The sequence below is a fragment of the Paenibacillus tarimensis genome (assembly GCF_021532315.1).
In the GTDB taxonomy this organism is placed as follows: Bacteria; Bacillota; Bacilli; order Paenibacillales; family Paenibacillaceae; genus Paenibacillus_I; species Paenibacillus_I tarimensis.
Genome location: NZ_JAKGAO010000005.1, coordinates 1 through 24,970, shown reverse-complemented (window position 1 = coordinate 24,970; position 24,970 = coordinate 1). Strand labels below are relative to the sequence as shown.

Genomic DNA, 24,970 nt, shown 5'->3' with positions numbered 1-24,970 from the left:
AAGCTGCTATCAGCTTGTATCCAGCCTTATGTGCATTTCAAGTCAGGAGCGTATCCAGCGCCCGGCTGTATTTGTCCAGCCTCTTCCGAGTCTTGTCGGAAGGCTTCTTCTTCTTGGTCTGCTCAATGTTGTCCAGCAGGTCCAGTATCTTTACCCGGCTTGCAAGCGGATTTTGCTTGATGCGCAGAATAAAGGTGTCATAATCCTCTTCCTCCCGCCGGGACAAGCTGTCCACAGCTTCCACTACACTGTCGCTGAATCCTTCCTTCCGCAGGTCATCCAATGTCAGTGAGGTATCCTCAATCGTGTCATGAAGAACCGCGATGATCTGCTCCTCCCCTGTCACCGCACGAAGCATAAGCCGGATTGGATGAAAAACATATGGGCTTCCCCCTCTGTCCGTCTGACCCTCATGCGCACTCGCTGCAAGAGCAATTGCTTTTGCTAATGTCGCCATATTTCCACTCCTCCCTTTGTCCATTCATTACCCTCGAGCGAGCCTATCTATGCTACTATACGAAATAAGAGAAGGTACGGATGCAAGAGGTCCTTCAAAACGCGAAGTCAGGTGATCACATAATGAACATTCGTAACGAACAAGAGCTTATTGCATTAATTCAAAAGGATGAATGGATGGTGGAGACACTGGAAGCAGCGGCATCACTTCGCCTGCCTGACTGGTGGATATGTGCGGGATTTGTCCGGTCAAAAATCTGGGATGTCCAGCTTGGCATTCCCGGCAGAACACCCCTTCCAGATGTGGATGTTATCTATTTCGACCCGTCTGATCTAGATGAGGCTGTCGAGAAGCAGCTTGAGGCCAGGCTCCGGTCCATCAAGCTGGATGTACCATGGTCTGTAAAGAACCAAGCCCGAATGCATCTGCTGAATGCAATGCCTCCCTACCTGTCCTCAGAGGATGCAATGTCCAAATTCCCGGAAACAGCCACCGCTCTCGGTGTATCTCTTGCCAGGGAAGGCCGGATCATTCTGGCAGCCCCTCACGGCCTCCAGGACGCCCTCTCGCTCACTATCAGACCCACTCCCCTCTTCAGGGACTCACATAAGCTGGCTGCCCTCTATGAACGGCGTATCGCCGCAAAGAAGTGGCACGAAACGTGGAAAGGCCTAACCATTATTCATACGAATGAGCGCCAGATCCGCCATTGAATCTACGTTCTTTCCGCTATATAATGGGTGTTAGGAGAGGAGAGCGATTATCGCTCTCCTGTGGAACTACTTCCGGGACTTCAAGCGCTGCGAACGCTTGGAGTCTTTTTCCTTTTCAACCTCCACTGTTCTCACCTCCCAACCATTACATTGTATCAATGTACAAGAGCAGGCCCTTCTCCATCAATGACAGATCCAAACAGCAGAATCTTTCGCTATGTCTTTGGTACACAGCCGCTATGTAAGGAATTGGACCGCAGATGTTCCAGCGTCCGCGGACCGTAAACAAGCTGAAAGACTCATCACCTTGCGACGGGGCGGTCTATTTTATTGCAGGTCTAAATCCACTGTGATAAGATAACAATAAGAAAGGACCGCAGATGTTGGTAGCATCCACGGTCCGGGTACACAGCCGCTTTTAAGGGCGGTGACTACGGAAGAACAGCCAGAAATAGACCGTATTCCTTTGCTGAGGGCGGTCTATTTCTTTTTATCGAAGGAAAGTATCAACACAACCAGCGTTGCGAATGAAATCATCAACGTCAGAGCTTGATATACCTCCATGGCCTCACCTCCCTTCCGGGAGATTAGCCGACCGCCCCTGCAAGCCATTCTATGTACTTAACTCTATTATACCATTCTGCCCCCTTACTGGGGGCTTTTTCATATTTAATCCTTTTGCTGCGACATGCACGGATGACAGTTCGAGCATTTAATGCCCCTGTAGAACGTCGCGTCGGCGGCCCCGGTAAATCCGTGCCCGTTGATTTTAATCGAAGGATAACCGAGGGGGGTGTTTAGTCAAAATCGTACCTCTGCTCCTGCCACGGATCCCCATACATATGGTAGCCGTTACGCTCCCAGAAGCCCGGTTTGTCCGCAGCCAGAAACTCAATCCCGCGCACCCATTTCGCGCTTTTCCAAAAATACAGGTGGGGAACGACCATGCGCACCGGATATCCATGCTCGGGTGTCAACAGCTCACCATTGTGTTTGACGGCCAGAAAGGATGTCTCCTTCAGAAAGTCCTCCAGCGGAAGATTCGTAGTCCATCCTTCCTCCGCATGCAGCATGACATAAGCCGCTTCAGGCTTCAGCTTCACCAGCTCCATGATGGTGCGAACAGCAACACCCTCCCATACATTATCCAGCTTCGACCATGTCGTCACACAGTGGATGTCATTCCGGAACTCCTGCCGCGGCAGCTTCATAAACTCGTGATAACCGATTCTAATTTCCTCTTCGACTAGCCCAAACAGCCGCAAATCCCACTTGTCCATATCCCGGTATATCGGGACACTGCCATAATGCAGCACCGGGAACCCTTCCGTAACGGTCTGTCCCGGCGGTACACGATCCGTATTAGCCTCAGACATGGAATACACGCTCCTTCAAGCTCAAAAATCTTCCTATGGCTGTATATCATTCCCTTAATCCGTTAGCAACAAACCCGCTCTACAGCAGCATGGCATTCTGGAGAAATCACTTAGCGCCGGCGCTTAGTCCGCCCCAGAATGAAAGGTCCGATACCTACCGCTACAATCAGCATGGCGGCACCGGTGAAGAACGAAATGCCATAACGTTGAATCCATTCGGCGCCTCCATCGCTCCACTCGTACAGCGCTCCCCCAATCATCGGACCGATAAAGCCTGTCAGGCCGGTAAAAGCCGAGAACATTGCGATATACATCGGACGGTCTGCCTTCGGAGTTTCCCCGATCATAAAGTTGAAGGCAAGCAGGTTATAGCCACCTTGTCCGACTCCAAGCAGAATATGCACCAGCACAAGTATAATTAGGACAGGGATGATTTCCATTCCAATCCAAATTAAGCAAGACAGCGCAATGATCGGCAGACTCCATAGAAGCAGAGTAATGGTAGGAATTCTCGAATTAAGCGTACCCCAGTAATAATAGCTGATCATCATGACAATCATCTGAACAACCGTTACAACGGTCAACTGCGTGTAGCTGATCTCCAGTACGTCAAGCATAACGAAGGAGAACAGGGGAACCGCGGTATTCTGCAGCAGAATGAAGCCGGCAATGAACACCGTAGCGAGCATAAAGGACCGGTCCTTTAGCGGCTTGAGCAGCCTCTCGGCGCCGGTTGCCGCCTGTGATTTCTCAAAAGGCGGATTCGGGTACCGGGCCAGCTCAAAGGCATTCCAAACCGTGGAGATACCCGCAATTGAGAACAAGATAATGAAAGCTGTCTGTTCGGACGCCGCCCGCTCCAGAATTTGCCCCCCAACCAGCAGTGTAACGCTTGCAAACGCCCAGTGTATGGTGTTCCGGATACCAAAATATCTTCCCCTAACCTGGGCGGGAACTAGATCCGAAATGAGAGACGACCAGATGACCCCGCTGATTGAAGTAGATATAAAGGAAACCAGAAACATGCCGATAAATACGGCTACCTGGAGATGATCCGGTACAAAAAAAGGGATCAGACCTGTCATGGTCCATAAGGACCGGTGAATAATACTGGTAACCAGAATCCACAGCTTGCGGTTCTCCATCTTCTGCATAAAGAAGGCAGCTGCAATCTGAATCATATTGGCAAGCGGGGGAATGGCCAGCACGAGCCCGACCTGCTGCGAATTGGCGTGCAGGAACAGCAAGTAGGCGGTCAGGATCGGACCGCCCAATATATTGGCAATGATAGTCGCCGAAATTCCCTCAATTACGGCAATTTGCATCGATTTGCGCTGCGCGGAGGAGTTCTTCCGCAGAATGAATGGCTTGAAATACGGCCTCTTAGGCATCTCTGTCGTATCCCCTTATGGTGTAAAAATTCAAGTATGTCCTATCGGGCGCATCAGCCTTGCTGAATGACATATTCCGCGAGGGTACGGGTCATCACACCTGTAGCTCCCTTTGTCTCCCATCCACGGTCTTTGTACAACCAGGCTGTGCCTCCTATATCCAGATGTACCCAAGGGAGCTCTTCAGCAAACACCCCGATGAACAGACCGCCTGTCGATGCGCCGCCATAGCGTCCAGCGCTGTTCTTGAGGTCTGCCGCATCACTGTCCAGCAGCTTGCGAAACTCTGGATAGGAAGGCAGCGGCCATATACGCTCGCCTGTCTGATTGCTGACCTGCACGAGCTGATTTAGGAAGGTTTCATCATTGGTAACCGCTCCTGTCGCCACATCCGCAAGCGAAACCATGACCGCTCCAGTCAATGTAGCCACATCAATGATGCGGGTAGCACCGCGCTGTATCGCTGTTGTCAGACCGTCAGCAAGCACCACACGGCCCTCTGCGTCCGTATTAACAATCTCAATCGTACGGCCGCTCATCGTGGTGATGACATCTCCTGGCTTTAGGGCGCGGTCTGAAGGCATATTCTCAGCTGCCGGAATAACGGCAATTACGTTTACTGCTGGTTTCAGCGAAGCAATAATACGCATAGCACCGAGTACAGCTGCCGCGCCACCCATGTCCGAGATCATCTCTTCCATTCCGTCAGCGCGCTTCAGCGAGATTCCGCCTGTGTCGAAGGTGATGCCTTTTCCAACGAGCGCCAGCTTTTCCTTGCTCTCAGGGGCGCCTTCATAATGGACAACAATCATACGCGGCGGATTAGCACTTCCCTGGCCGACTGCCAGCAGTCCGCCCATGCCCTGCTCAGCCGCTGACCACTCATCTATAACTTCGATATCAAGCGACATTTCACCCGCCAGCGCCTCTGCCTCCATGGCCAGCATCTCTGGCGTAAGCATATTGCCCGGCAGATTTGTAAGCCCCCGCGCGTAAGCTACAGCATCGCCAAAGATACGGCCGCGGTTCATACCCGCTTCCCATTCGTCGGCTCTCTCTGAAGCGAGGCTGCCTCCTTCGTGTTGTACCGGTGTAAAGGCAATATCAATAACCTGCTCGGCAGGTGTTTCCTTAAGACGCGGCTGGCGGGTGCGGTGTCCCAGAATAATACCCTCGGTCAAGGCCTGGGCCGCACGCTCAGTGCTGCAGCTCTCCGAGCCTCCGTACAGACCTACCTCAACCAGGACCGATGCGCTCGCCGCCTTCAGCTTCTTCAACGTTCTGGCCGCTGCAGCCCCTGCCTTGCGGAGCCCTTCCATCCCTAGCGGCTCGCCGCCATAGCCTATATAGACAACATGAGCCGCCGTTACTAATCCAAGGGTGGGAATAACCTGTACATCTCCCGGCTCCGCTTTAAAAAGCCCGTTATTCACATATGAGCCCACAGCCTGGTCCAAAACAGCCGGCAGGCCAGGTATCGCTTGTAATGTACCGGTTTTTAACGTGCTGGCATCTACCAGACGAATAACGACATCTGCCTCCAATGCATGGACAGCTGACGGTTCCACTCGAAATTGAATCATATATGTAAGTCCTCCTTCTATTACACGCCAAGCATGCAGGGCTGATTAATCCGCTCTTCCTCAGCGGCCGCTGGCCGCAAAAAAAAGAATCGGACTCTATCCCGATTCTAATCATTTATAACACCAATGGCAAATAGATATTAAATTCCGTTCCCTCACCGAGGGTGCTGTCAACCCGGATTGTGCCGCCATGATTGCGGATGATCCGGTAGCTGACCGACAGCCCCAGCCCTGTACCCGCTTCCTTCGTTGTGAAAAAGGGGTCGAACAGCTTGTTCATCGTCAACCGATCCATGCCCCTTCCGTTATCACGAATCGAGATCTCTACAAACTGCTCATTCCGCAATGTCTTGATGGTGATAAGTCCCGGCCGCTCCCCGTTCAATTCTCCAATAGCATCCATCGCATTCTTGACCAAATTCAGGATGACTTGCTTAATCTGCTTGACATCTATGGACACACAGAGGGATTCATCGCTGGTTTCGAACTGCAGCTGGCATCCGCGCATTAGCGCCTCGCTCTCCGACAGAAGGATCACTTCCTTGAGAAGGGATGCAATTCTGACCTCTTGTGCCATGGGTGCGGAAGGCTTCGATGAATTGAGAAATTCATAAATAATATCATTAGCCCTGTCGATCTCGGCCAGAATAATGCGAGCATATTCCTCCTTGCCGAGCTGCATCAGATGGGGACGCAGGAGCTGAATGAACCCGCGGATGGAAGTCAGCGGATTGCGGATTTCGTGGGCGATTGCGGCGGCAATCTTCCCCAGCATGGCTAGCTTATCGTTCTGATAAGCGGTCTGTTCAATCTGCTTGTACTCCGATACGTCCTTCACACTGATCAAATAGTCGCCATCAAGCTGGTCACCGTAGGTAATCGTAATTAGCAAATGCCGGCCCGCCGAGTCTTGAATTTCATAATACCGGCTGCGTTGCAGCATCATTTCCTTGCAGACCCTGATAATCATCCGTTTCACGCTCTTACGCAGCTGCGGATGATACAAAATTTCCTTCAGGCTGCAGCCCAGCAGCATTTTTCTTGGTATATCGAGAATTTTAGCCATTTGCAGATTTATGAAGGACAGCAGTCCCTCACTGTCGAACAGGGCGATTCCGCTATCCATATGCTGAAGCACATTCTCATACTTGCTCTTAACACTCTGGAATGAAAGGTGAGAGCGAAACAGCATCTCGCGCATATCCGAATAACGCTTGTCCTCCGGTTCATCAGGCTGTACCCGAAAGCGGTAGGCTACCATTAATTCAATCAAGAAGATAAACGAGCGGTTGTACAGCTCCAGTGCTTCCTCCGATTCTACGTTAGAAACCAGCGTCTGCATGGTCTCCTCATGCAAGGCGACGATTTCCTCCGGATGGATGCCATGCAGCATCTTGCCGAGCTCTGTTGCCTCATAGAGAGAAGCCTCATTGCCGTTGCGTATGTATTCCGCGAGTGCCGGAAAATACCGCTTGCGGATTGCCTGCATTTTATTGCTCCTCCCCTGCTGCAAAAACAGGAGAAGACATGATAGATTCATGTGCGAGTGCAGGAGTCCGCCATTTGCGAAACGTGATAAATGTCTCATCCGAACAATTACGGTTCACGTCCAAGTCGTCTACCAGCTGAGCAGCCCAATCGGCATCCACATTCTCGCGGGACCGGTACTGTTCATACAATCTCACTTCAATACCTGTCTTTCCTTCTTCTTTGCCTGCATAATCAAGATTCATGCGACACTGATCAGCCCTAGATATCAGCTTTAAGGCAAATTCCGAGACCGTGAAAGCGATCTTCGTCTGGTCTACAAGCCCGAATCCGAGCGTTCTGGCCATCTCCCGTACACGCTGCCTCGCACGTATGGCATCAGAAGGCTTGGTGATAAGGAATGTTTCCAACTGCTTTCGCCTCCGCTTCTGCAAGCGTTTTCTCAACGGTTTCAAATAGACATAATATAATCATAGTTAGGGATGAGATATAGTGTCAATGGGAGACTTTGTCGAACAGGCGGGAATCGAGAAGTAATAAGACAGGCTTTGTGCTAAAAGTCTTATAACCCTGTCGATTAGGGTAAAAAGGGAAGAGGTACGGCAGTATCTGATAACATGCAGCAGCGCTTGTCATGCTGACGTGCACATACAAGCGCTGGAGCTGCTCATAACCACGATTCTCATCTATCCCTGCCCTTGCCTTCCATCTTAGCTTTACCCGCGGGCTCCTTGGCGCTGCCTGGGCTGCCGCCCGCTCCAGCAGGACCTATAGTTGAGGTAGAGCTGTCTGCCTCGCCAGCTGACGATGACCCGGATGGCACAGCTGGAGACGGAGCAGTTTCGCTGCTCATATTAGAGTTGGTGCTCTCCTTTCCATTCTGGTTTTGTTTCTTGGTTTCTCCCTGACCGGCCTTCTGTTCCGCAGGGGCTGATTCTGGCTTAGCAGAGGAAGAAGGACTGCCGGCATCAGCCTCCTTCCCTTCCCGGGCCTCCTTGCCTGGAGGGCCGGGGGATACCACCTTGCTGCTGCTGCCGGCCTCTTCCTCATCCTCCGGGTTCCCGGGTCCCTCATTGCCTGTCTGTCCCGTTTTCCCCATTGCGCCAGCTGCTTTACTCTGTTTGTCCTGAGTATTATCCACCGCATTATCCGTATTGCCGTTGCTGCCTGAATTAGTCAACTGACTTGACTTGCCGGTTTGTTCTGACCTCATCTTGCCGGCATCCCTGCTTGTCTTTTCTTCCTTCTGGGCCTTCGCTTCCTTCTCAGCCTTGGCTGCCTTGCCAGTCTCATTCGGCTCTATGTCTTCTGCAGTCTTACTGCCGGGGCCCGCCCCACTGGCTTGACCCTCTTTCTTGTCTCTATTTTCTCTACTGTTACTATCTTCCTTCTTATCCTTCTTATCCCGCTTCTCCTGATCCAATGCCCTGTCCGGTTGCTGTTTCCCCGTCTCATCGATGCTTTCTTCCAATGAATTCACAACAGCTTCAGGATTTTCCGGGTCAGGAGTAGTCCCGTTATCATGCTTGGGAAGGGACAGCAGTTTTCTCAAGTCATTAAGATGGTGGCTGCCGTCCGTATCGCCGCCTACAACCTTATCCAAGCCGCCAAGCCCCGTCACGATCTGAGAGATGGATTTCTCCTTCAGATCCGTCAGATCAAGTGGATAACCGTTAGCTTCAGCAAGCAGGAATACCGCCAATTTACCAGGACTCAGTCCACTTTCAATGGAAGCATCCCTCAGCTCTTCAGGCGCCATCAGCCGGGTGACCTGCACATCTGTTATCCCGGGTTCAGTCCCCCCTTGTGAATCACCAGCAGCAGCCCTCACTGCCAAGTCAACAAGGCTTGTCAGCTCCTCCTCAACTTGTCCGCCGTCCCTGCCCTCAACCGCTATACCCGTTATCAGCACCGTATTATCCGTATCCGACAGATACTTCAGATCGCGTACACGCTTCATGATAGAAGCGGTAACCTGCTGCACTGGCTGCCCTTCGTACGACATACCGTCTATAATCCGCCGGCCGTCTTCGTTCAGTCCGTTCAGCGAGACAACCTTCCCCTGCAGGCTTATCCCCAATTCAACGCTCGGGTTAATATCCATGGTGACGTAGACGGCCGGTTCAGCGGAAGCGGCGGGCCAGAGATTAGGTATGATCAGGACCATAATAACCATCACTGCTGCCGCACTGTACCAAAGTGCCCCTCTGCTTCTCCTTCTTCTCGCCGCCTGCAGGCTGATCTCCTCACCAACCTGGTATTTTCCTGCCGGAACCTTCCTGTATTCCCCATCAGGAGTAAGCACGATGCTGTATCGTGGATTTACTTCAACTACTATGCCGCGCCTCATGATCCTACTCCTTCCGCATATTCCTCTTCCTTGGCCCCCTGCAGCGGCAGGCTTTCCGGCAGCTTTAAATAAGCCTGCAAATGCGGAAAATTTCCGTTAACAATAAGCGCCGCCGCTATAATAAATTTCCGGTTGCGCTCGATGGTTTTTCGGGAGACACCGCAGATGTCAAGCAGCTCCTTCACCGGCAGCTTGCGCTTTGCTTCAAGCATTCCAAATAATCCCTCATCAGAGGCCACTAAACGCCCAATACGGTACAGCGTGCTTCTCGAATCGGCATGCTTCGGTGATTTATCGGCCAGATCTGCAAACGTAATATCATACGTCTTCAAGTACTTGCTGAATGCTTCAATTTCAAATTGCAGCCGTTCACGTTGACGCTCCTGCTCATATTGCTCAATGGCCATAGAGACCTCAATAGGGTTAACGGTGCTTTCTTCCTCTTCCGGCTTCTCGAATGCGCTTATGGGTACAGACATCCGGTGACGCTGTTCCTTTCGAAGATGATCGATCAGTCTGCGCCTGACCACCGTCTCGGCAAAGCCCAGAAAAGAACGGCCTGACTCGGGTGAGAATTGTTCAATCGCTTCATTAAAAGCAATCATTGCAATACTGAACTCATCGTCCTTCTCCGGATCAATATATCGTTTGCAAAACTTACTGGTAACCTTGGCTATATAAGGCCGGTAATCCGCAATAAAGGTGTCTCGCAGGCCTGCTTCTCCCAATCTGATCCGCTCCACAATGGATTCAGGAGAAAGATGCGCCCGTTCCGCGGCTTTCGTGCTGGCACTTTTTACGAAAAAGCGTTTTATCATAAGGAGTAACAACCGCTCCACCTCTTATATACATTCGTCAGCTGCAGCACTGATTCGGGGGTACCAGAATTATAAAAATCAGGCTGCAGACTGCAAAACCGTCAATAAACGAGAAAAGCCTCCCGCAGGAGGCATCTATTACCCATGTCAGCATGGTTGTCCCGGTTAAATCAATACTTTTCGGAAGGACGGCGCTGCTTTAAACGGCTTCGCCGGCGGCTGAGAACCCCAAGCCTTTGCTTGAGCTGATCCTCCCACTGCGCATCACCAAGCTGCTTGGCTACGCTCATCAGATCAAGTGCCATGTCAATCTGGCTTTTAACGACCTCCATGGGATCCTCGTTCTCATGGTTAACGCAGTTCTCAAGCAGTTCCAAGCCTTCCTGATCCACATAATCGTGGAAATCTACTTCCGGGGCGCCGTCTCCATGTGCATATTCCGCTAGTATCTCATATTCGCTTTCAACAAGATAATGAATATCAACACGATGACATACCGGGCACAGCAGAATCGGAACGTTATGAATATGTGTCCGGTAATGCTTTAATGTGCCATTCGTACCGATCATGCTTGCTCCACAGCAGAAGCTCATATACGTCACCTCCATACTATTAACCAGTCCGGATTGAAACGAAACATACGATACTCTATTCGAGTACAGGAGGTTAAATTCCTGCTTGCGCATTCCCGATTTAATTCAAGCTGTATCCAACCTGCTTTATAAATATTCATTACCCCGGCAGCAGGCAGACAAAAAGGCCGTCCAACAGGAACAGCTTCCTGCGGACAGCCTTTAACACTGCAGATTTCTTATTTCATTGCCGCAACGATCAGATCGCCCATCGCAGTTGTTCCGATAGCCTGGCTCTTATCCACTGCGATATCGCCCGTCCGGTGACCGGCATCAAGCACAGCCTTGACAGCCTCTTCAATGGAAGCCGCCGCTTCCTCATAACCAAAGGTCAGGCGATACATCAATGCTACGGAAAGGATAGTAGCGATCGGGTTTGCAATTCCCTGACCTGCAATGTCAGGGGCAGAACCGTGTACCGGCTCATACAAGCCGAATGCGCCTTCTCCAAGCGAAGCGGATGACAGCATGCCGATCGAACCGGTCAGCATCGCCGCTTCATCAGATAGAATGTCACCGAACATATTCTCCGTTACGATAACATCAAAGCTGGACGGACGGCGAAGCAGCTGCATCGCACAGTTGTCCACAAGCACATGCTCAAGCTCTACATCCGGGTACTCAGGTGCAATCCGGTTTACGACCTCACGCCAGAGGCGGGAGGTTTCCAGAACGTTGGCTTTATCGACAGAAGCCAGCTTCTTGCGGCGTTTTTGCGCAATCTCGAACGCCTGGCGTACAATACGCTCAATTTCGACCGCATTGTATACACAAGTGTCAACTGCCTCCTCGCCCTGCTCTCCCTCACGGCGGAACTTCTCACCGAAGTAAATGCCACCGGTCAGCTCACGCACTACAATCAAATCAGTACCTTCCAGCACTTCAGGCTTGAGGGTCGAAGCTTCCTTCAGGCAGTCAAAGATCGTCGCCGGGCGGATGTTCGAGAACAGACCCAGTGCTTTACGGATACCAAGCAGACCTGTCTCCGGACGAAGCTCCTTTGGATTGCTGTCCCACTTTGGCCCCCCTACGGCACCAAGCAGAACGGCGTCCGCACGCTTACAGATGTCGAGTGTCTCTTCCGGCAGCGGCGTACCTTTCTCATCAATAGCAATGCCGCCAAAGAGACCATGCTCGAATTCAAAGCTGAGGCCATACAGCTCTTCCGTCTTCTTCATTACCTTGATCGCTTCTTCAACAACCTCAGGGCCTATTCCGTCCCCGGCAATAACTGCGATTTTTTTCACTTCTGCCATCGTGTACTTACACTCCCTCATAATAAGTCTAGATCAGGCTCATATTATCCCGTCGTCCAGGTGAGTTCCTCTTATCGATCAGCCGGTTAAGGGCATCCACGTAAGCCCGTGCGCTCGCCTCCAGAATATCGGTCCGTACGCCGCGCCCGGAAGCCGTTACGCCATTTTGTTTAAGCACAACATGCACCTCGCCGAGAGCATCCTTGCCGTGGGTGACCGATTTAATGGAATAGTCTTCAAGCTCTACCGCTTCGCCTGTCACCTTATCAATCGCATTATAGATTGCATCAACAGAGCCGTTGCCTTCGGCGCGGTCTTCCTTCACGCCCGCTCCTGCAACAGCTATGGACACCGTGGCATGAGGCACGGACTGGTTGCCGTAATGGACCTGAATCTGCTCCAGCGTATATACTTCAGGTGTATCCACGAGCTTCTCTTCAAGCATGGCCCTGATGTCTTCGTCTCCGACGGTCTTCTTCTTATCCGCCAGATCCTTGAACTTGGCAAATGCCGCATTCAGCTCTTCCTCACCCAAATCATAGCCCAGATCAATCAGCTTCTCCCTGAAAGCATGCCGCCCAGAGTGCTTGCCGAGTACAAGCTTCGATTCTACAAGACCGATCGTCTCTGGAGAAATAATTTCGTAAGTCGTCTTCTCCTTGAGCATCCCGTCCTGGTGAATACCTGATTCATGCGCAAAAGCATTCGCGCCTACAATCGCCTTGTTTCCAGGCACCACCATACCAGTCAGCTTGCTCACAAGGCGGCTGGTCTTGGCAATCTCCTTCAGATTAAGCGTCGTTTGGGCCTGGTAATACTCCGAACGGGTCGCAAGGGCAAGGGCTACCTCCTCGATAGCTGTATTGCCTGCACGCTCTCCAATACCGTTGATCGTACCTTCAATCTGATCTGCCCCGTTCTGAATGGCCGCCAGCGCGTTCGCTGTTGCCAGTCCCAGATCATCATGGCAGTGTGCGCTCAGCTGAATCGATTCGATATTCGGTACATTGGTTTTGAGTGTTTTGAAAATATTGCCGAACTCAGCTGGTGTCATGTAGCCGACCGTATCCGGAATATTCACCACCGAAGCGCCTGCACGGATAGCCATATCCGTCACTTCGCACAGAAAATCAAGCTCGGTACGGCCGGCGTCCTCAGGCGAGAATTCGATCTTGCTGAAATACTGCTTGGCATAGCGGATTGCCGCCTCTGCGGTTTCCAGAACCTGCTGCTTCTCCATCCGCAGCTTGTGCTTGCGGTGGATAGGCGAGGTGGCGAGGAACAGGTGAATGCACGGGTCCTGCGCATCCTTCAGCGCCTCCCTTACCGCATCAATGTCAGGAATCCGGGATCTGGACAGACCGATAATCGTGGCATTCTTGACCGCACGCGCTACCGCACTGACTCCCTCCAAATCTCCGGGGGAGGCAGCCGGAAAACCGGCTTCAATCCGGTCAATGCCCAGCTTCTCGAGCTGAAGTGCGATTTCAACCTTCTCTTTCTTGTTCAAGTTCACACCCGGCGATTGCTCCCCGTCACGCAGTGTGGTATCGAAGATATAAATTTTACGCATGAATAACACCTCCCGAGTGGCTGTGGATGAAACGTTGGGCGACCCCTTAAAAAGCGGACATCCCGGACCAGCAGGCGCAGCGGTACCAGGCTCTGTAACAAGCTTGATGCGCTGTCATCCGCCGCTCCGGGATTGATCGCGTTACTATGTGTTCAGCCGGCAGTCAGCTGTCCGGTTAATTACTTCTTAATCCAGTGCATCAGTTCACGAAGCTGGCTGCCAACCTGTTCGATTGGGTGCTCGGCTTCACGACGGCGGGTAGCCGTCATCATGGCCTTGTTGGACTGGTTCTCCAGGATAAAATCGCGTGCGAAACGGCCGGATTGGATATCATCCAGAACACGCTTCATCTCTTTCTTGGTCTCTTCTGTCACAACGCGAGGTCCCGTTACATAGTCACCATACTCCGCTGTGTTGGAGATCGAATCACGCATGGAAGCGAGGCCGCCTTCGTACATCATGTCAACAATCAGCTTCAGCTCATGCAGACATTCGAAGTAAGCCATCTCCGGTGCATAACCGGCTTCAACCAGGGTTTCGAAACCGGCTTTAACCAGTGCACTGGCACCGCCGCAGAGAACTGCCTGCTCACCGAACAGATCGGTTTCGGTTTCTTCACGGAAGGACGTTTCGATAACACCTGCACGTGTACAGCCGATGCCCTTTGCATAAGCAAGACCGATTGCTTGAGCATTGCCTGTTGCGTCCTGCTCGATTGCGATCAGTCCAGGTACGCCGAAGCCTTCTACATACGTGCGGCGAACCATGTGACCCGGCGATTTTGGCGCTACCAGCAGAACGTCCGTGTCCTTGCTAGGTACGATTTGTCCATAATGAACATTAAAGCCGTGGGAGAACATAAGAGCTGCACCCTTCTTCAGGTTAGGCTCAATCTCTTCCTTATAAACCTTAGCTTGGGTTTCATCCGGCATCAGGATTTGGATTACATCCGCACCTTTTACCGCTTCTGCTACTGGCAGAACTTCGAATCCGTCGTTCTTCGCCTTGTCGGCGGATTTGCCGGCGCGAAGACCGATAACGACTTTAAGTCCGCTGTCACGCAGGTTTTGCGCCTGGGCATGGCCCTGGCTTCCGTATCCGATTACTGCGATCGTTTTGTTTTGCAGAACGCCGAGGTCCGCATCTTTTTCGTAAAATAATTTAACTGCCATGAGAATAAAAGCCTCCTTTAGTTTAAACCCTTTTGAACGGGTGATCGAGAGGGGGAGCAGCGTGCCAGCAGTCAGCCCGTTATCCCCCGCTGGAGCACCCGCTCAAAACGGGATTCATCCAGTTGTTATGTACGGCTTAGCGTCCGCTTCAAGAAGACAAGCCGTTATCTGTTTGTTCTATCTTACACTATTTCCAAGCTTGCGGCTAAACATTTATAGTTTACAGCGTTGAAGCAAGCAAGTCTACGAGTCTATGAATATATCGTTGGAGCTGTGCAGCAGAGCCACAACCCCAACGCATGCTGCTTTTGGATCCGTCCTGTTAACGGATGGCCGCATTTCCCCGCGTCATCGCCGTCACGCCTGTTCGGGACAGCTCCTTGATGCCATAAGGCTTGAGGAGTTCGACCATGGCATCAATCTTATCTGTGTCGCCAACCACCTGAACCATCATCGTGCTGGTGCCAATATCGACGACAGCCGCACGGAAGGTTTCTACAACTCCCAGAATTTCAGGTCGTGCCGCCGGCTCCGCTGTCACCTTAATAAGGGCAAGCTCGCGGGCTACCATCGGATTTGCACTCAGATCCACTACCTTGATGACATCAATCAGCTTATACAGCTGCTTGCTGATCTGCTCAAGGGTTTTGTCATCTCCGTGTGTCACAATGACCATACGGGAGAGACCCTCTTCTTCACTGGTTCCTACCGTAATGCTCTCAATATTAAAGCCGCGGCGTCCGAACAAGCCGGATACACGCTGCAGAACGCCGGGCTGGTCGTTCACAAGAACTGCGATCGTATGCTTCTTCATATTTATGCATCCCCCAGTATCATCTCATCGATTGTGTTCCCTTGAGTTACCATCGGATACACATTCTCGCCCTTGCGGACGACAAACTCGACGACAGCAGGTCCATCATGCTGAAGAGCCGCTTCCCACGCTGTGCGTGCCTCTTCCTTATTGGAAGCACGGAACGCTTTTACCCCATAAGCTTCCGCAAGCTTGACGAAATCAGGGCTGCCAGCAAGATCGATATGACTATAGCGGTTGTCGTAGATGATTTCCTGCCACTGGCGGACCATGCCAAGCACCTGGTTATTAATAATAGCGACCTTAACCGGGATGTTGTTAATGGAGCAGATCGCCAGCTCCTGGGCACACATCTGCATGCCGCCGTCTCCATTAATGGATACAACCGTCCGGTCGGGCTGAGCCATCTGTGCGCCGATTGCCGACGGGAATCCGAAGCCCATCGTACCTAGACCGCCCGAGGTGATCCAGGAACGCGGCTGGTTAAACCGGTAATACTGCGCGGCCCACATTTGATGCTGTCCGACATCCGTTGTGACTATGGCTTCCCCTTTGGTCGTTTCGTGAATCATTTCAATAACCCACTGCGGCTTAAGCTCGGCATCGGAATCTACATAGCTGAGCGGCACGTCCTTCTTCCACTGCTGAACCTGAGCGCGCCATGCGTCCGCCTTGTCCGCCCGTTTGGCTGACTGGTTGGCCAGCTCCAGAACAGTCTTGATATCGCCAACAATTGGAATATCGGTCGGTACGTTCTTGCCGATTTCCGCCGGGTCAATATCTATATGAACGATCTTCGCATGAGGGGCGAAGCCCTGAAGCTTCATCGTTACCCGGTCATCGAAGCGGGCGCCGATGTTGATCAGCAGGTCCGAGGCCTGAATCGCCTTGTTGGCCGTGAAGGTTCCGTGCATACCTGGCATCCCCATCCACAGCTCGTGACCGCTCGGGAAAGCACCCAAGCCAAGCAGTGTGGTTGTAACCGGGATCTCTGTCTTCGTTACAAATTCCAGCAGCCCTTCATGCCCTCCGGAGTATACAACTCCGCCTCCTGCGAGAATAACCGGACGCTCTGCTTCCGCAATAGCCTTAACCATTTTGTCAACCTGCTTCAAATTCGGCTGAACCGTTGGATTATAGCCGCGGATACTAACCTCATTAACAGGCTGGAACATAGTCGTTGCAGCGGAGACGTCCTTCGGAATATCAATCAGAACAGGTCCCTTGCGTCCCGTGTTCGCGATATGGAATGCCTCATGAATAATTCTTGGCAGCTCAGCCGCATCACGCACCAGGTAGCTATGCTTCGTAATCGGCATCGTAATACCGATAATATCCGCTTCCTGGAACGCATCCGTTCCGATTGCACTCTGTACCACATTACCCGTAATAACGACCAGCGGCACGGAATCCATAAAAGCAGTCGCGATACCCGTAACCAGGTTGGTTGCTCCCGGGCCCGAGGTAGCGATACAGACGCCGACCTTACCGCTTGCACGCGCATAGCCGTCAGCCGCATGAATTGCCCCCTGCTCGTGGCGGGTCAGAAGATGATTAAAATCCGAGAAGCCATGCATGGCATCATATATATAGAGAACAGCGCCACCAGGATAACCGAATACGCATTCCGCGCCCTCCAGCACGAGACTCCGCAGCAAAATTTCCGAGCCGGTTATGACCTCGGGCTTCGACAGCCTCTCCATGATTTCTTGTTTTGACCGTAGTGTTGCACCTTGCGCACTCATAGTCATCCTCCTTTCGTATCGTAAAGCCATTCCTCTAAAGCAAGCTAAGTTATAAACAACAAAAAAACCTTCCATCCCTAACACATCACTGTGTTGAGGGACGAAAGGTTATCGCTTCCGTGGTACCACCCAAATTTGTTATACATCTCGCAATGCATAACCTCAGCAGGATAAGAACGGCGTGCACGCAAAACGTCCTTACCTTTGGCATCGTAACGCATGCCTTGCGATTTTCCCTAATAGGCGGACAGCTTTTCAGGAAAACAGCTCCGAGGTGAGCTCGTAGAAAAGGGATTTTGGTGACGGTCTCAGCAGGTTCCGTCCACTCTCTGAGCAAAAGAGCCCTTAACACTTCGTCCTCATCATTGCCGATATCAATATAGTTGCTTGTGAATAATTATAAGCTCTGCCTGTATGTTCGTCAAGGATAATATCCGCACTGTTTCAAAAAGTTATACATCCTAATCCGCGCAAGCCCGCCAGCAGCTACATAGTATATCATAACCTGCATTTTGTTCAGCCAACAAGATTACTGACTAGGGGGGATGCCTTGTGATCCGAGCTTATCAGCCCGGCAAGGATTTCACAGCTGTTGCCAGACTTATACGTAATGAGCTCATTCCGCTGTCCCACACGGTCCAAAAGAAGAATATTCCAACTGACGCCGAGCTGGCTGCGAGGCTGTCGGAAGGCAAGTGCTATGTCTCGTGCAGTAAAGGTCGACCGGAAATGCCGGATGCCTTTATTCACATCGTTGCAGTGAATGATACTTTGCATGTTGATATGCTGGCAGTCAGCGCAGCCAGCCAAGGAAGACAGATCGGCAGAAAGCTGATGGTCATCGGCGAAGCTTACGGTATTGCAGAGGGCTGCCGGACAGCCAGACTGCTTGTCGACTTCGGGAATGAGCGTGCTCACCGTTTTTACGACAAGCTTGGTTATCAGACCATCCGCTATCACCCTCAGCTCGCCTGCTTCGAGCTGGCCAAGACCCTGCCAGCGCTTGCCGAGCTGGCTGCCAGCTTACTGCCCGCTAATTAATAGGAATAGGGATACAGCGGATGAACTGCCCCGCCATATGGATAACCGCCGTAAGGCAGTGCACCGCCGCCATACGGGTAACCGGCGTAAGCATTCGGATATCCGCCATAGGCGCCATAACCATATCCGGCCCCGCCGTATGGCTGGGCACCTATAGCCAGCAGATCATACAGCAGAAGCGGAAGAAGCGCCTTTACCCGCACTTTCTTGCCTTTTCCGGCCGGTATAACGTATAAGCGGCCGCGATCAACCCTCTCCAGTCTGCCGCTCACCTTCGCTCCGCTGCTCAAGACGGTGACGATATCTTTACCCACCAGGCTTCGCACCTGCTTCACACTTACTTTAGCCATGCCTGCAACCTCCTTATCCTCGAATGTTACAGGCTATTCGGGAATAAGGTTATTTTCTTGTACCTCTGCCCCCTGTTCTACTATCGGGCGGTAAGATAGACAGATTAGAGGCACAGCCGAAACAAAAAGAAGAGACTGCCCTGCTCAGTGCAAGGCAATCTCTTCTTGTATTGGTCAGCGCTTCAATTAAGAAGCGTTGTTGATCTTTTCTTTGGCGATACCGGCCAGCGAGTTGAACGCGTTCGAATCGTTCACTGCCAGGTCAGCCAGCATCTTGCGGTTTACTTCAACGCCCGCAAGCTTGAGGCCGTACATGAATTTGCTGTAGGACAGGCCGTTCTGGCGTGCTGCAGCGTTGATACGCGTAATCCACAGCTTGCGGAAATCACGCTTCCGCTGACGGCGGTCACGGTATGCGTACAGCAAGGACTTCATCACTTGCTCTTTTGCAGTTTTAAACAGTCTATGTTTGGAACCGAAATAACCTTTCGCCAGCTTCAAAATTCTTTTCCGACGACGTGTGCGGACGAAACCGCCTTTAACTCTTGCCATGTGTAAACCCTCCTGTGGAATCTGCTATATACGTGCAAATAACGAAATTATTTAATTTGTGCAAGACCTTGCTTCAGACGAGCTACGTCGCCAGCTGCCATCAGCGGCTGGTTAGCCAGAACGCGCTTCTGACGTCCGGATTTACCGGAAAGCAGGTGGTTTCTGTATGCTTTGTAACGTTTCACTTTACCAGTTCCGGTAATTTTGAAACGGTCCTTCAAGCTGCTATGTGTTTTCATCTTTGGCATTTGAATGATCCTCCATCTTCATTGGCTTTCTTGTCAATACTAGGCGTTGTTCTTCGGCGCCAAAATCATGATCATGCTCCGGCCTTCCAGCTTCGGTGCACGTTCAACTGTACAGATATCGGCGACTTCCTTGGACAGACGGTCCAGGATACGCTGGCCGATGGACGCATGAGTGATCTCACGGCCGCGGAAGCGGACCGATGCCTTCACCTTGTCGCCCTCACCGAGGAATTTCACGACATTGCGGAATTTCACCTGATAGTCATGCTCCTCGATGTTAGCACGGAACCAAACTTCCTTCAGATCGACGATCTTCTGGTTCTTGCGTGCTTCCTTCTCTTTCTTCTGCTGTTCGTAGCGGAATTTACCGTAGTCCATAATCCGGCATACCGGCGGCTTGGCCGTCGGAGCTACATTGACAAGGTCCATGTTCGCGTCGATAGCCATCTGCAGCGCTTCGCGGATCGGCTTGATACCGATCTGCTCGCCCTCCGGACCCACCAGGCGTACTTCTCTTGCCCGGATCTCGTCATTAATCTGATGATCTCTGCTAATAGTTCTCCACCTCCAAAAATGGTTTGAGCACATTCCTCAACCTATTACCCTGTCTCACTTAAAATAAAAAAATGCGAGCCGCATCCGGCCCGCATTCCATTACCAATCATCGTAGTTAGGCATTCAATCTGTAAAAACAGATTGTGTCGGCCTCTTCGAATCCTAGCAAACCATCCGGCAAGGCCGGGTAGGTGAGAAGCGGGGCGCTTCTGCTTGTGCTGATGAAGAGTATCTCATCACGTACTGATATAGATTACCAGCATCCCAAAAGAAAGTCAACACTTTTATATTAGGATACCTGCTTGCTCTGCACTTCCTCAAGCCGGATAACCCGCGTATGCTTCGTGTGGCTCCACTGCTTGTTGTTCTGCGTGAAGAACGCATAAAACGTGATCGGCCACCAAGACAGCAGGAAGAACGGAAGTGTGAACAAATGAGCGTACATTTTCCAGTTCTTCACCTTCTCGAGGCCAAGCGCCAGCGGGAACTGAATCAGTGCCGCGAAGATCGCGATGAACATGATCCATGACGGTAAATACTCATAGATGGAGACAAACACGTTATCGGCAGGAATCAGGTTGTCCGCCCAGAGCAGTATAGTTGCCACAAATCCGATCAGCACATTATATACCGTTACCGAGTAGAGTGCTGCGTCAAACTTGATAAAGTTCCGTTCCTTGATGCTCTGCCATAGCAGCGGAAAGAAGAAACGGCGGGCAACATTGAAATGCCCCTGCATCCAGCGCAGGCGCTGACGGGCCGAAGCCTGGAACGTGAGCGGCTTCTCATCATACACTTTCGCGTCGTAATTCAGTACGGGGTTAATGCCCCGTTTGATGCAGCGCATCGTAAATTCCAGGTCTTCCACCAGACTCGTGGCTCCCCAGCCCATTTCCTTCAGCAGCTTCGCTTCAAAGCACATGCCCGTGCCGCCCAGGAAGTTCGCCATGCGAAGGTTGGTCCGGGACAGCTGCCACAGACGGTTACAGTACCAGTAGGTAATGCCATATGCCGCTGTTATCCAGGAATCCGAAGGGTTCTTCGTGTCCAGGTAACCCTGGATGACCTGATGTCCTTCGCAAAGATCGTTGTTCATCAGCTTAAGAAAATCGCGGTTAACCAGGTTATCTGCATCAAACATAACAACAGCATCATAGGATTTCGGCATGCTCCAGAGCTCCTTGAGCATCCATTCAATTGCATGGCCCTTGCCGCGCAAATGCGGATTCTGTCTGACGCATGCATGCACGCCGTAGCTGCGCACGACTTCTGCCGTTCCGTCCGTACAGTTATCACAGATGACAAAAATATCAAACAGCTCCTGCGGATAGTCCAGCTTCTGCAGGTTTTCAATCAGCGCGCCGACTACCTCTTCCTCATTGTGCGCCGCTACCAGCACGGCAAAGGATTTGGCTGGCGCATGCTCCTTGCGAAGCTTTCGCTTTGCGATGCCGAACATTGATATCGCGAATTGATACACACCAACAAACGCCATCGCAATCTGTGCTATAACTAGAAAAACATTGACCATATTCGGTTGTGCCCCCTTGAGACCCCATTTTTTATTCTCTCTGTTTTGTATTGCTCTTTTTGTCCAAACGGCGGCAGCTATTTCTCTATATTTCCATACGGCCCTTCTGATTTTCCATGGAATCCGCCGTTTTGTCAAAAGCCGCATAACCGCAGCAGCGTCAGCTTGAAGCAGGTAGCGTCAGCTATCTCTCTATACTAACGGCTAGCAATCCCTTTTTGGTGTTGTTTGCACCAATTAAACGCTTTTTTGAGCTTTTTAGATTCTTTACCCAGTTAGACGAATTAGCCCCCAAAAAAGTTACTTGCCAATGTGACAAAATACTGAACTTCCTCCACCCGCTTCCACCTGCCTGCACTGGGCCAGCAGCCTAGAAAATATAGAATCCCAGGACTGGCGTAGGCTGTACGCACGGCCTCTGGCCGCTAGACTTAGCCGGAGCGCACGGTTATGATATAGCTCCGACAGTGCCGCCGAAAAGGCAGCCGGCTGGTCCGCCGGGCAGCGGATACCGTTAACCATGTGCTCCACGGTATCGGTAACACCTCCGGCATCAGCCACGATTACGGGTGCACCGCATGCCATGGCCTCTAGGACAACGTTGCCGAAGGTCTCTGTAGGCGACGGGAACAGGAAGGTATCGGCAGAGGCATACCACTGCTGCAATTCCGGGCCCTTCAGGAAGCCAAGGAATTTAACCGGCAGCTGCTCCTGCTCGCATCTTTCCTTGAGGGCTTCGGCAGCAGGACCGTCACCTGCCACAACCATCTGGGCATCTGCATTGGTGTTAGCGCGGAAAGCCGCGAAGGCTTCCAAAGCAGTACCGACATTTTTCTCGGGTGCAAGCCTTCCGGCATACATAACGAGGAACCGGTCGGCATCAATCCCGTGGCTCTCAAGCCATGCCTTCCGGTTAACATTGGGATGAAAGGACCGTGTATCCATGCCCCTGCTCCATATTTCGAGCTTATCAGCAGGCCAGCCTTTGTCAAGCAGGTCATTCAGCGTCGATCGGGATGGAACAAAAATTTTGCGGCAGTCTTGATGAAACCAGTTCATATATCTCCATAACATCTTAACCATCCACTGCAGATTATAAAACGGCAGGTAGCGGTCGAAATGAGTATGGTATGATGCTACAAGAGGGATATCATGCTTCTTGGCGTAGTGAATGCCGCACAGCCCCATATTAAAAGGCGTGGCGACATGAATTAGGGTAGGCTGGAATGATGCAAGCGTTTTGCGAAGATGTATAGGATTAGGAAGCGCCAGCCGGCATTCGGGGTAAAGGAAGAAAGGCAGACTGATAAATCTCTCTACCTGGTGGGAAGGTGACGTTTCGGATCTGCTCACAGGATCAGGAGCGAACACCTTGACTTGGACGCCCTGCCTGCGTAAATAATCGGTCCATCTGCCCAGTGTCCGCGCTACACCATTCACATCCGGCTCGAAGGTGTCGGTGAACAACGCCAATCGCATGCCTGTCGCCTCCCTCGCTTCGGTTGTTCAGACAAGCACAGCCGTCCGCAACCCTAAGCCATTTTCTATCGTATTGTAATGGGTATGTGTTAGAGGCAGATCAAATTCCGGTGAATAGATCATAAAGATTTGTAAATTGCGCCCTCTGCATAATGAAGCCATGGCATCTGAATACGATTTAGAAACGGGGCTTGTAAATCGCTTAATTCGGCGTTAACATGGCGAGAACACATGCCGGCTATAATGGAGGTGACCATGAAGAATAATATCGGGGGGACATTAATGGAGCGAATCCGCCACCTGCTGCAAACCGGCGAGCAACGGATGCTGTTCTGGGCGAACCGCCGCTCAATGAACGCTTCGGTTAATACCTGGCTTGGAAGATGGCTTGGCACCATAACGCATATGGGCGGAGCAACCTTTACGCTTGTGACCGCCTTGCTGCTGGGACTGCTTGCGCCGTCCCCATGGAATACCGCAGGCTGGCAGAGCCTAGCAGCGGTCGCAATCAGCCATATTCCCGTCTTCATCGTAAAACGCAAATTCAAACGGCTCAGGCCTTATCAGAAGCTCGAGAAGGTCAATATAGGCAGAAAGCCGCTGGTTGACCCTTCGTTTCCGTCCGGTCACACAACGGCTGTCTTCGCCTGGATGATTCCTTTGCTGATGGCTGAGGCAAGCCTGATGCCCCTGCTCCTGCCGCTGGCTTTTATCATCGGCACGTCTGTCGCCTGGTCCCGCATGTACCTGGGGCTGCATTATCCGTCAGACGTTGCTGTCGGCGGACTGCTTGGCACCGCCACAGCGCTTGGGACATCCTATATCGGCTGGCTGCCCTGAGAGCGCACAGGTTGTCAGGTATCAAGCAGCGGCTCCACCAGCTTATACGTTCATGACAATCTCATTTCTTAATCTATTCCGTTTCATCCGTATCCGTATCAACGTCTTCATCTTCAGCGGCTGCTGCTCCGCCTATGCCGGCGAGCTCGGCCGCTTTGTTCTCCCTGTGGATCCTTAGAGCTTCCTCTCCAATAACCGCTTCCAGCCGGTGTATGTTCATTCCCCTCTCGACAAACTTCGATTCGTATTCCGTCAGAACCAGGTCCTCCCGCAACCCATCTTTATGAAGATCCAGGGAAATATTACGGAGAACGATCTCCATATCGGCGAAGCTGTTAAGCGAGAACTCGAACAGCGACCTCGAGTCGGTCTTGAAATGTATTTCTCCCCGTTCATTCAGGAGCTCCTTGTATTTTTCAAGGAACCGATGGTGCGTCAGCCGTCTTCTGGCATGCTTGCTCTTCGGCCAAGGGTCGCTGAAGTTCAGGAAAATCCGCTCGATTTCACCAGGCTCGAACATGGTTTCAATAAACTCGATATTAGCTCTGAGCAGCGCAAGGTTCGGCGGGGAAGCCTCTCCCTTGTCTTCCCATACGCGGCGGGCCTTCTCGCTGGCGCGGCGGATCAGCTCATCGTACATATCCACGCCAATAAAATTAATTTCCGGATATTTTCCGCTCATTTCACTGATGAACTTGCCTTTACCCATCCCGAGCTCAACATAAATCGGCCGGTCGTTACCAAAGAAAGTATGCCACTTCCCCTTCAATGGACCGGCGTCCAGCACAACAAGATCCTTTTGTTCCTCAATCGTTTCCCGGATTCCTTTTCTCCCACGTAAGCGCATCTTCTTCGTCCTCCATCTGCAAACTAGTCCTTATTGTGCCCAAGAACGGAAGGATTGTAAAGCCTGCCCGGCTTTCTGCGACAAAAAAAATAAGGCCGGATCACGGATCCGGCCGCAGCCTGTTGAGAAACCTCAACAGGCTATATTTATCTTCAACAA

25 protein-coding genes are annotated in these 24,970 nt (G+C 51.7%); 3 read left to right on the top strand and 22 right to left on the bottom strand.

Features of this window, described 5'->3' with window-relative positions:
- Positions 1-37: 37 nt before the first annotated feature.
- A complete protein-coding gene (locus L1N82_RS04475) occupies positions 38-457 on the bottom strand; it encodes a GTP pyrophosphokinase (protein WP_235286183.1) in 420 nt (139 codons plus the stop codon).
- A gap of 122 nt (positions 458-579) precedes the next feature.
- On the opposite strand from L1N82_RS04475, the gene L1N82_RS04470 reads away from it, so the two are divergent.
- Positions 580-1,170, top strand: coding sequence for a nucleotidyltransferase family protein (locus L1N82_RS04470; protein WP_235286182.1), 591 nt, complete (start codon positions 580-582; stop codon positions 1,168-1,170).
- 480 nt (positions 1,171-1,650) lie between these two features.
- Here the strand turns inward: L1N82_RS04470 and L1N82_RS04465 are convergent, their stop codons facing one another.
- From L1N82_RS04465 to ilvB, 14 genes are all read right to left on the bottom strand, one after another.
- Positions 1,651-1,734: a putative holin-like toxin gene (locus L1N82_RS04465; RefSeq protein WP_268821822.1), complete on the bottom strand. Its 84-nt coding sequence runs from the start codon at positions 1,732-1,734 to the stop codon at positions 1,651-1,653.
- 233 nt (positions 1,735-1,967) lie between these two features.
- A complete protein-coding gene (locus tag L1N82_RS04460; RefSeq protein ID WP_235286181.1) occupies positions 1,968-2,546 on the bottom strand; it encodes a sulfite oxidase-like oxidoreductase in 579 nt (192 codons plus the stop codon).
- Between the two features lie 110 nt (positions 2,547-2,656).
- A complete protein-coding gene (locus L1N82_RS04455; RefSeq protein ID WP_235286180.1) occupies positions 2,657-3,937 on the bottom strand; it encodes an MFS transporter in 1,281 nt (426 codons plus the stop codon).
- Between the two features lie 53 nt (positions 3,938-3,990).
- Complete coding sequence (locus tag L1N82_RS04450; RefSeq protein WP_235286179.1) at positions 3,991-5,520, bottom strand: leucyl aminopeptidase; 1,530 nt, start codon at positions 5,518-5,520, stop codon at positions 3,991-3,993.
- Positions 5,521-5,635: 115 nt separating this feature from the next.
- Positions 5,636-7,009: an ATP-binding protein gene (locus tag L1N82_RS04445; RefSeq protein WP_235286178.1), complete on the bottom strand. Its 1,374-nt coding sequence runs from the start codon at positions 7,007-7,009 to the stop codon at positions 5,636-5,638.
- A gap of 1 nt (position 7,010) precedes the next feature.
- A complete protein-coding gene (locus tag L1N82_RS04440) occupies positions 7,011-7,418 on the bottom strand; it encodes an ATP-binding protein (RefSeq protein WP_235286177.1) in 408 nt (135 codons plus the stop codon).
- Between the two features lie 272 nt (positions 7,419-7,690).
- Positions 7,691-9,358 (bottom strand): anti-sigma factor domain-containing protein, encoded by a 1,668-nt coding sequence (locus tag L1N82_RS04435; protein WP_235286176.1) that lies wholly within the window; start codon positions 9,356-9,358, stop codon positions 7,691-7,693.
- Positions 9,355-10,176, bottom strand: coding sequence for an RNA polymerase sigma factor SigI (gene sigI, locus L1N82_RS04430; protein WP_235286175.1), 822 nt, complete (start codon positions 10,174-10,176; stop codon positions 9,355-9,357). The genes L1N82_RS04435 and sigI overlap by 4 nt, the downstream gene beginning before the upstream one ends.
- 170 nt (positions 10,177-10,346) lie before the next feature.
- Complete coding sequence (locus L1N82_RS04425; protein WP_235286174.1) at positions 10,347-10,769, bottom strand: hypothetical protein; 423 nt, start codon at positions 10,767-10,769, stop codon at positions 10,347-10,349.
- Between the two features lie 218 nt (positions 10,770-10,987).
- Positions 10,988-12,064, bottom strand: coding sequence for a 3-isopropylmalate dehydrogenase (gene leuB / locus L1N82_RS04420; protein ID WP_235286173.1), 1,077 nt, complete (start codon positions 12,062-12,064; stop codon positions 10,988-10,990).
- 28 nt (positions 12,065-12,092) lie between these two features.
- On the bottom strand, positions 12,093-13,637 hold the full coding sequence (locus L1N82_RS04415; RefSeq protein ID WP_235286172.1) for a 2-isopropylmalate synthase: 1,545 nt from the start codon (positions 13,635-13,637) through the stop codon (positions 12,093-12,095).
- A 179-nt stretch (positions 13,638-13,816) separates the two neighbouring features.
- A complete protein-coding gene (gene ilvC, locus L1N82_RS04410; RefSeq protein WP_111147828.1) occupies positions 13,817-14,809 on the bottom strand; it encodes a ketol-acid reductoisomerase in 993 nt (330 codons plus the stop codon).
- Positions 14,810-15,131: 322 nt separating this feature from the next.
- Positions 15,132-15,623 carry an acetolactate synthase small subunit gene (gene ilvN / locus L1N82_RS04405; protein WP_235286171.1) on the bottom strand — a complete coding sequence of 164 codons (492 nt, stop codon included), beginning with the start codon at positions 15,621-15,623 and terminating at the stop codon, positions 15,132-15,134.
- Between the two features lie 2 nt (positions 15,624-15,625).
- On the bottom strand, positions 15,626-17,368 hold the full coding sequence (ilvB, locus tag L1N82_RS04400; protein ID WP_235286170.1) for a biosynthetic-type acetolactate synthase large subunit: 1,743 nt from the start codon (positions 17,366-17,368) through the stop codon (positions 15,626-15,628).
- 552 nt (positions 17,369-17,920) lie between these two features.
- Between ilvB and L1N82_RS23395 the strand changes: the two genes are divergently transcribed.
- On the top strand, positions 17,921-18,409 hold the full coding sequence (locus tag L1N82_RS23395) for a GNAT family N-acetyltransferase (RefSeq protein WP_235286169.1): 489 nt from the start codon (positions 17,921-17,923) through the stop codon (positions 18,407-18,409).
- On the opposite strand, the gene L1N82_RS04390 is transcribed toward L1N82_RS23395, so the two are convergent.
- The 6 genes from L1N82_RS04390 to L1N82_RS04365 all read right to left on the bottom strand — a co-directional run bounded on the left by L1N82_RS04390 (position 18,406) and on the right by L1N82_RS04365 (position 23,124).
- On the bottom strand, positions 18,406-18,759 hold the full coding sequence (locus tag L1N82_RS04390) for a hypothetical protein (RefSeq protein WP_235286168.1): 354 nt from the start codon (positions 18,757-18,759) through the stop codon (positions 18,406-18,408). The genes L1N82_RS23395 and L1N82_RS04390 overlap by 4 nt on opposite strands.
- A 186-nt stretch (positions 18,760-18,945) precedes the next feature.
- Entirely contained in the window at positions 18,946-19,311 is a 366-nt protein-coding gene (rplT, locus tag L1N82_RS04385; RefSeq protein WP_111147833.1) for a 50S ribosomal protein L20, read from the bottom strand.
- Positions 19,312-19,358: 47 nt separating this feature from the next.
- Positions 19,359-19,559 (bottom strand): 50S ribosomal protein L35, encoded by a 201-nt coding sequence (gene rpmI / locus L1N82_RS04380; protein ID WP_111147834.1) that lies wholly within the window; start codon positions 19,557-19,559, stop codon positions 19,359-19,361.
- 39 nt (positions 19,560-19,598) lie between these two features.
- Entirely contained in the window at positions 19,599-20,147 is a 549-nt protein-coding gene (infC, locus tag L1N82_RS04375) for a translation initiation factor IF-3 (protein WP_235286167.1), read from the bottom strand.
- A 256-nt stretch (positions 20,148-20,403) separates the two neighbouring features.
- On the bottom strand, positions 20,404-21,645 hold the full coding sequence (locus L1N82_RS04370; RefSeq protein ID WP_235286166.1) for a glycosyltransferase family 2 protein: 1,242 nt from the start codon (positions 21,643-21,645) through the stop codon (positions 20,404-20,406).
- 300 nt (positions 21,646-21,945) lie between these two features.
- Positions 21,946-23,124 (bottom strand): glycosyltransferase family 4 protein, encoded by a 1,179-nt coding sequence (locus L1N82_RS04365; protein ID WP_235286165.1) that lies wholly within the window; start codon positions 23,122-23,124, stop codon positions 21,946-21,948.
- A gap of 255 nt (positions 23,125-23,379) precedes the next feature.
- Here L1N82_RS04365 and L1N82_RS04360 point away from each other — a divergent pair, with 255 nt between their 5' ends.
- Positions 23,380-23,964, top strand: a complete 585-nt coding sequence (locus L1N82_RS04360) for a phosphatase PAP2 family protein (RefSeq protein WP_235286164.1) — start codon at positions 23,380-23,382, stop codon at positions 23,962-23,964.
- Positions 23,965-24,037: 73 nt separating this feature from the next.
- Here L1N82_RS04360 and trmB read toward each other — a convergent pair whose 3' ends face one another.
- Positions 24,038-24,811 carry a tRNA (guanosine(46)-N7)-methyltransferase TrmB gene (gene trmB / locus L1N82_RS04355; protein ID WP_235286163.1) on the bottom strand — a complete coding sequence of 258 codons (774 nt, stop codon included), beginning with the start codon at positions 24,809-24,811 and terminating at the stop codon, positions 24,038-24,040.
- Between the last annotated feature and the right edge of the window lie 159 nt (positions 24,812-24,970).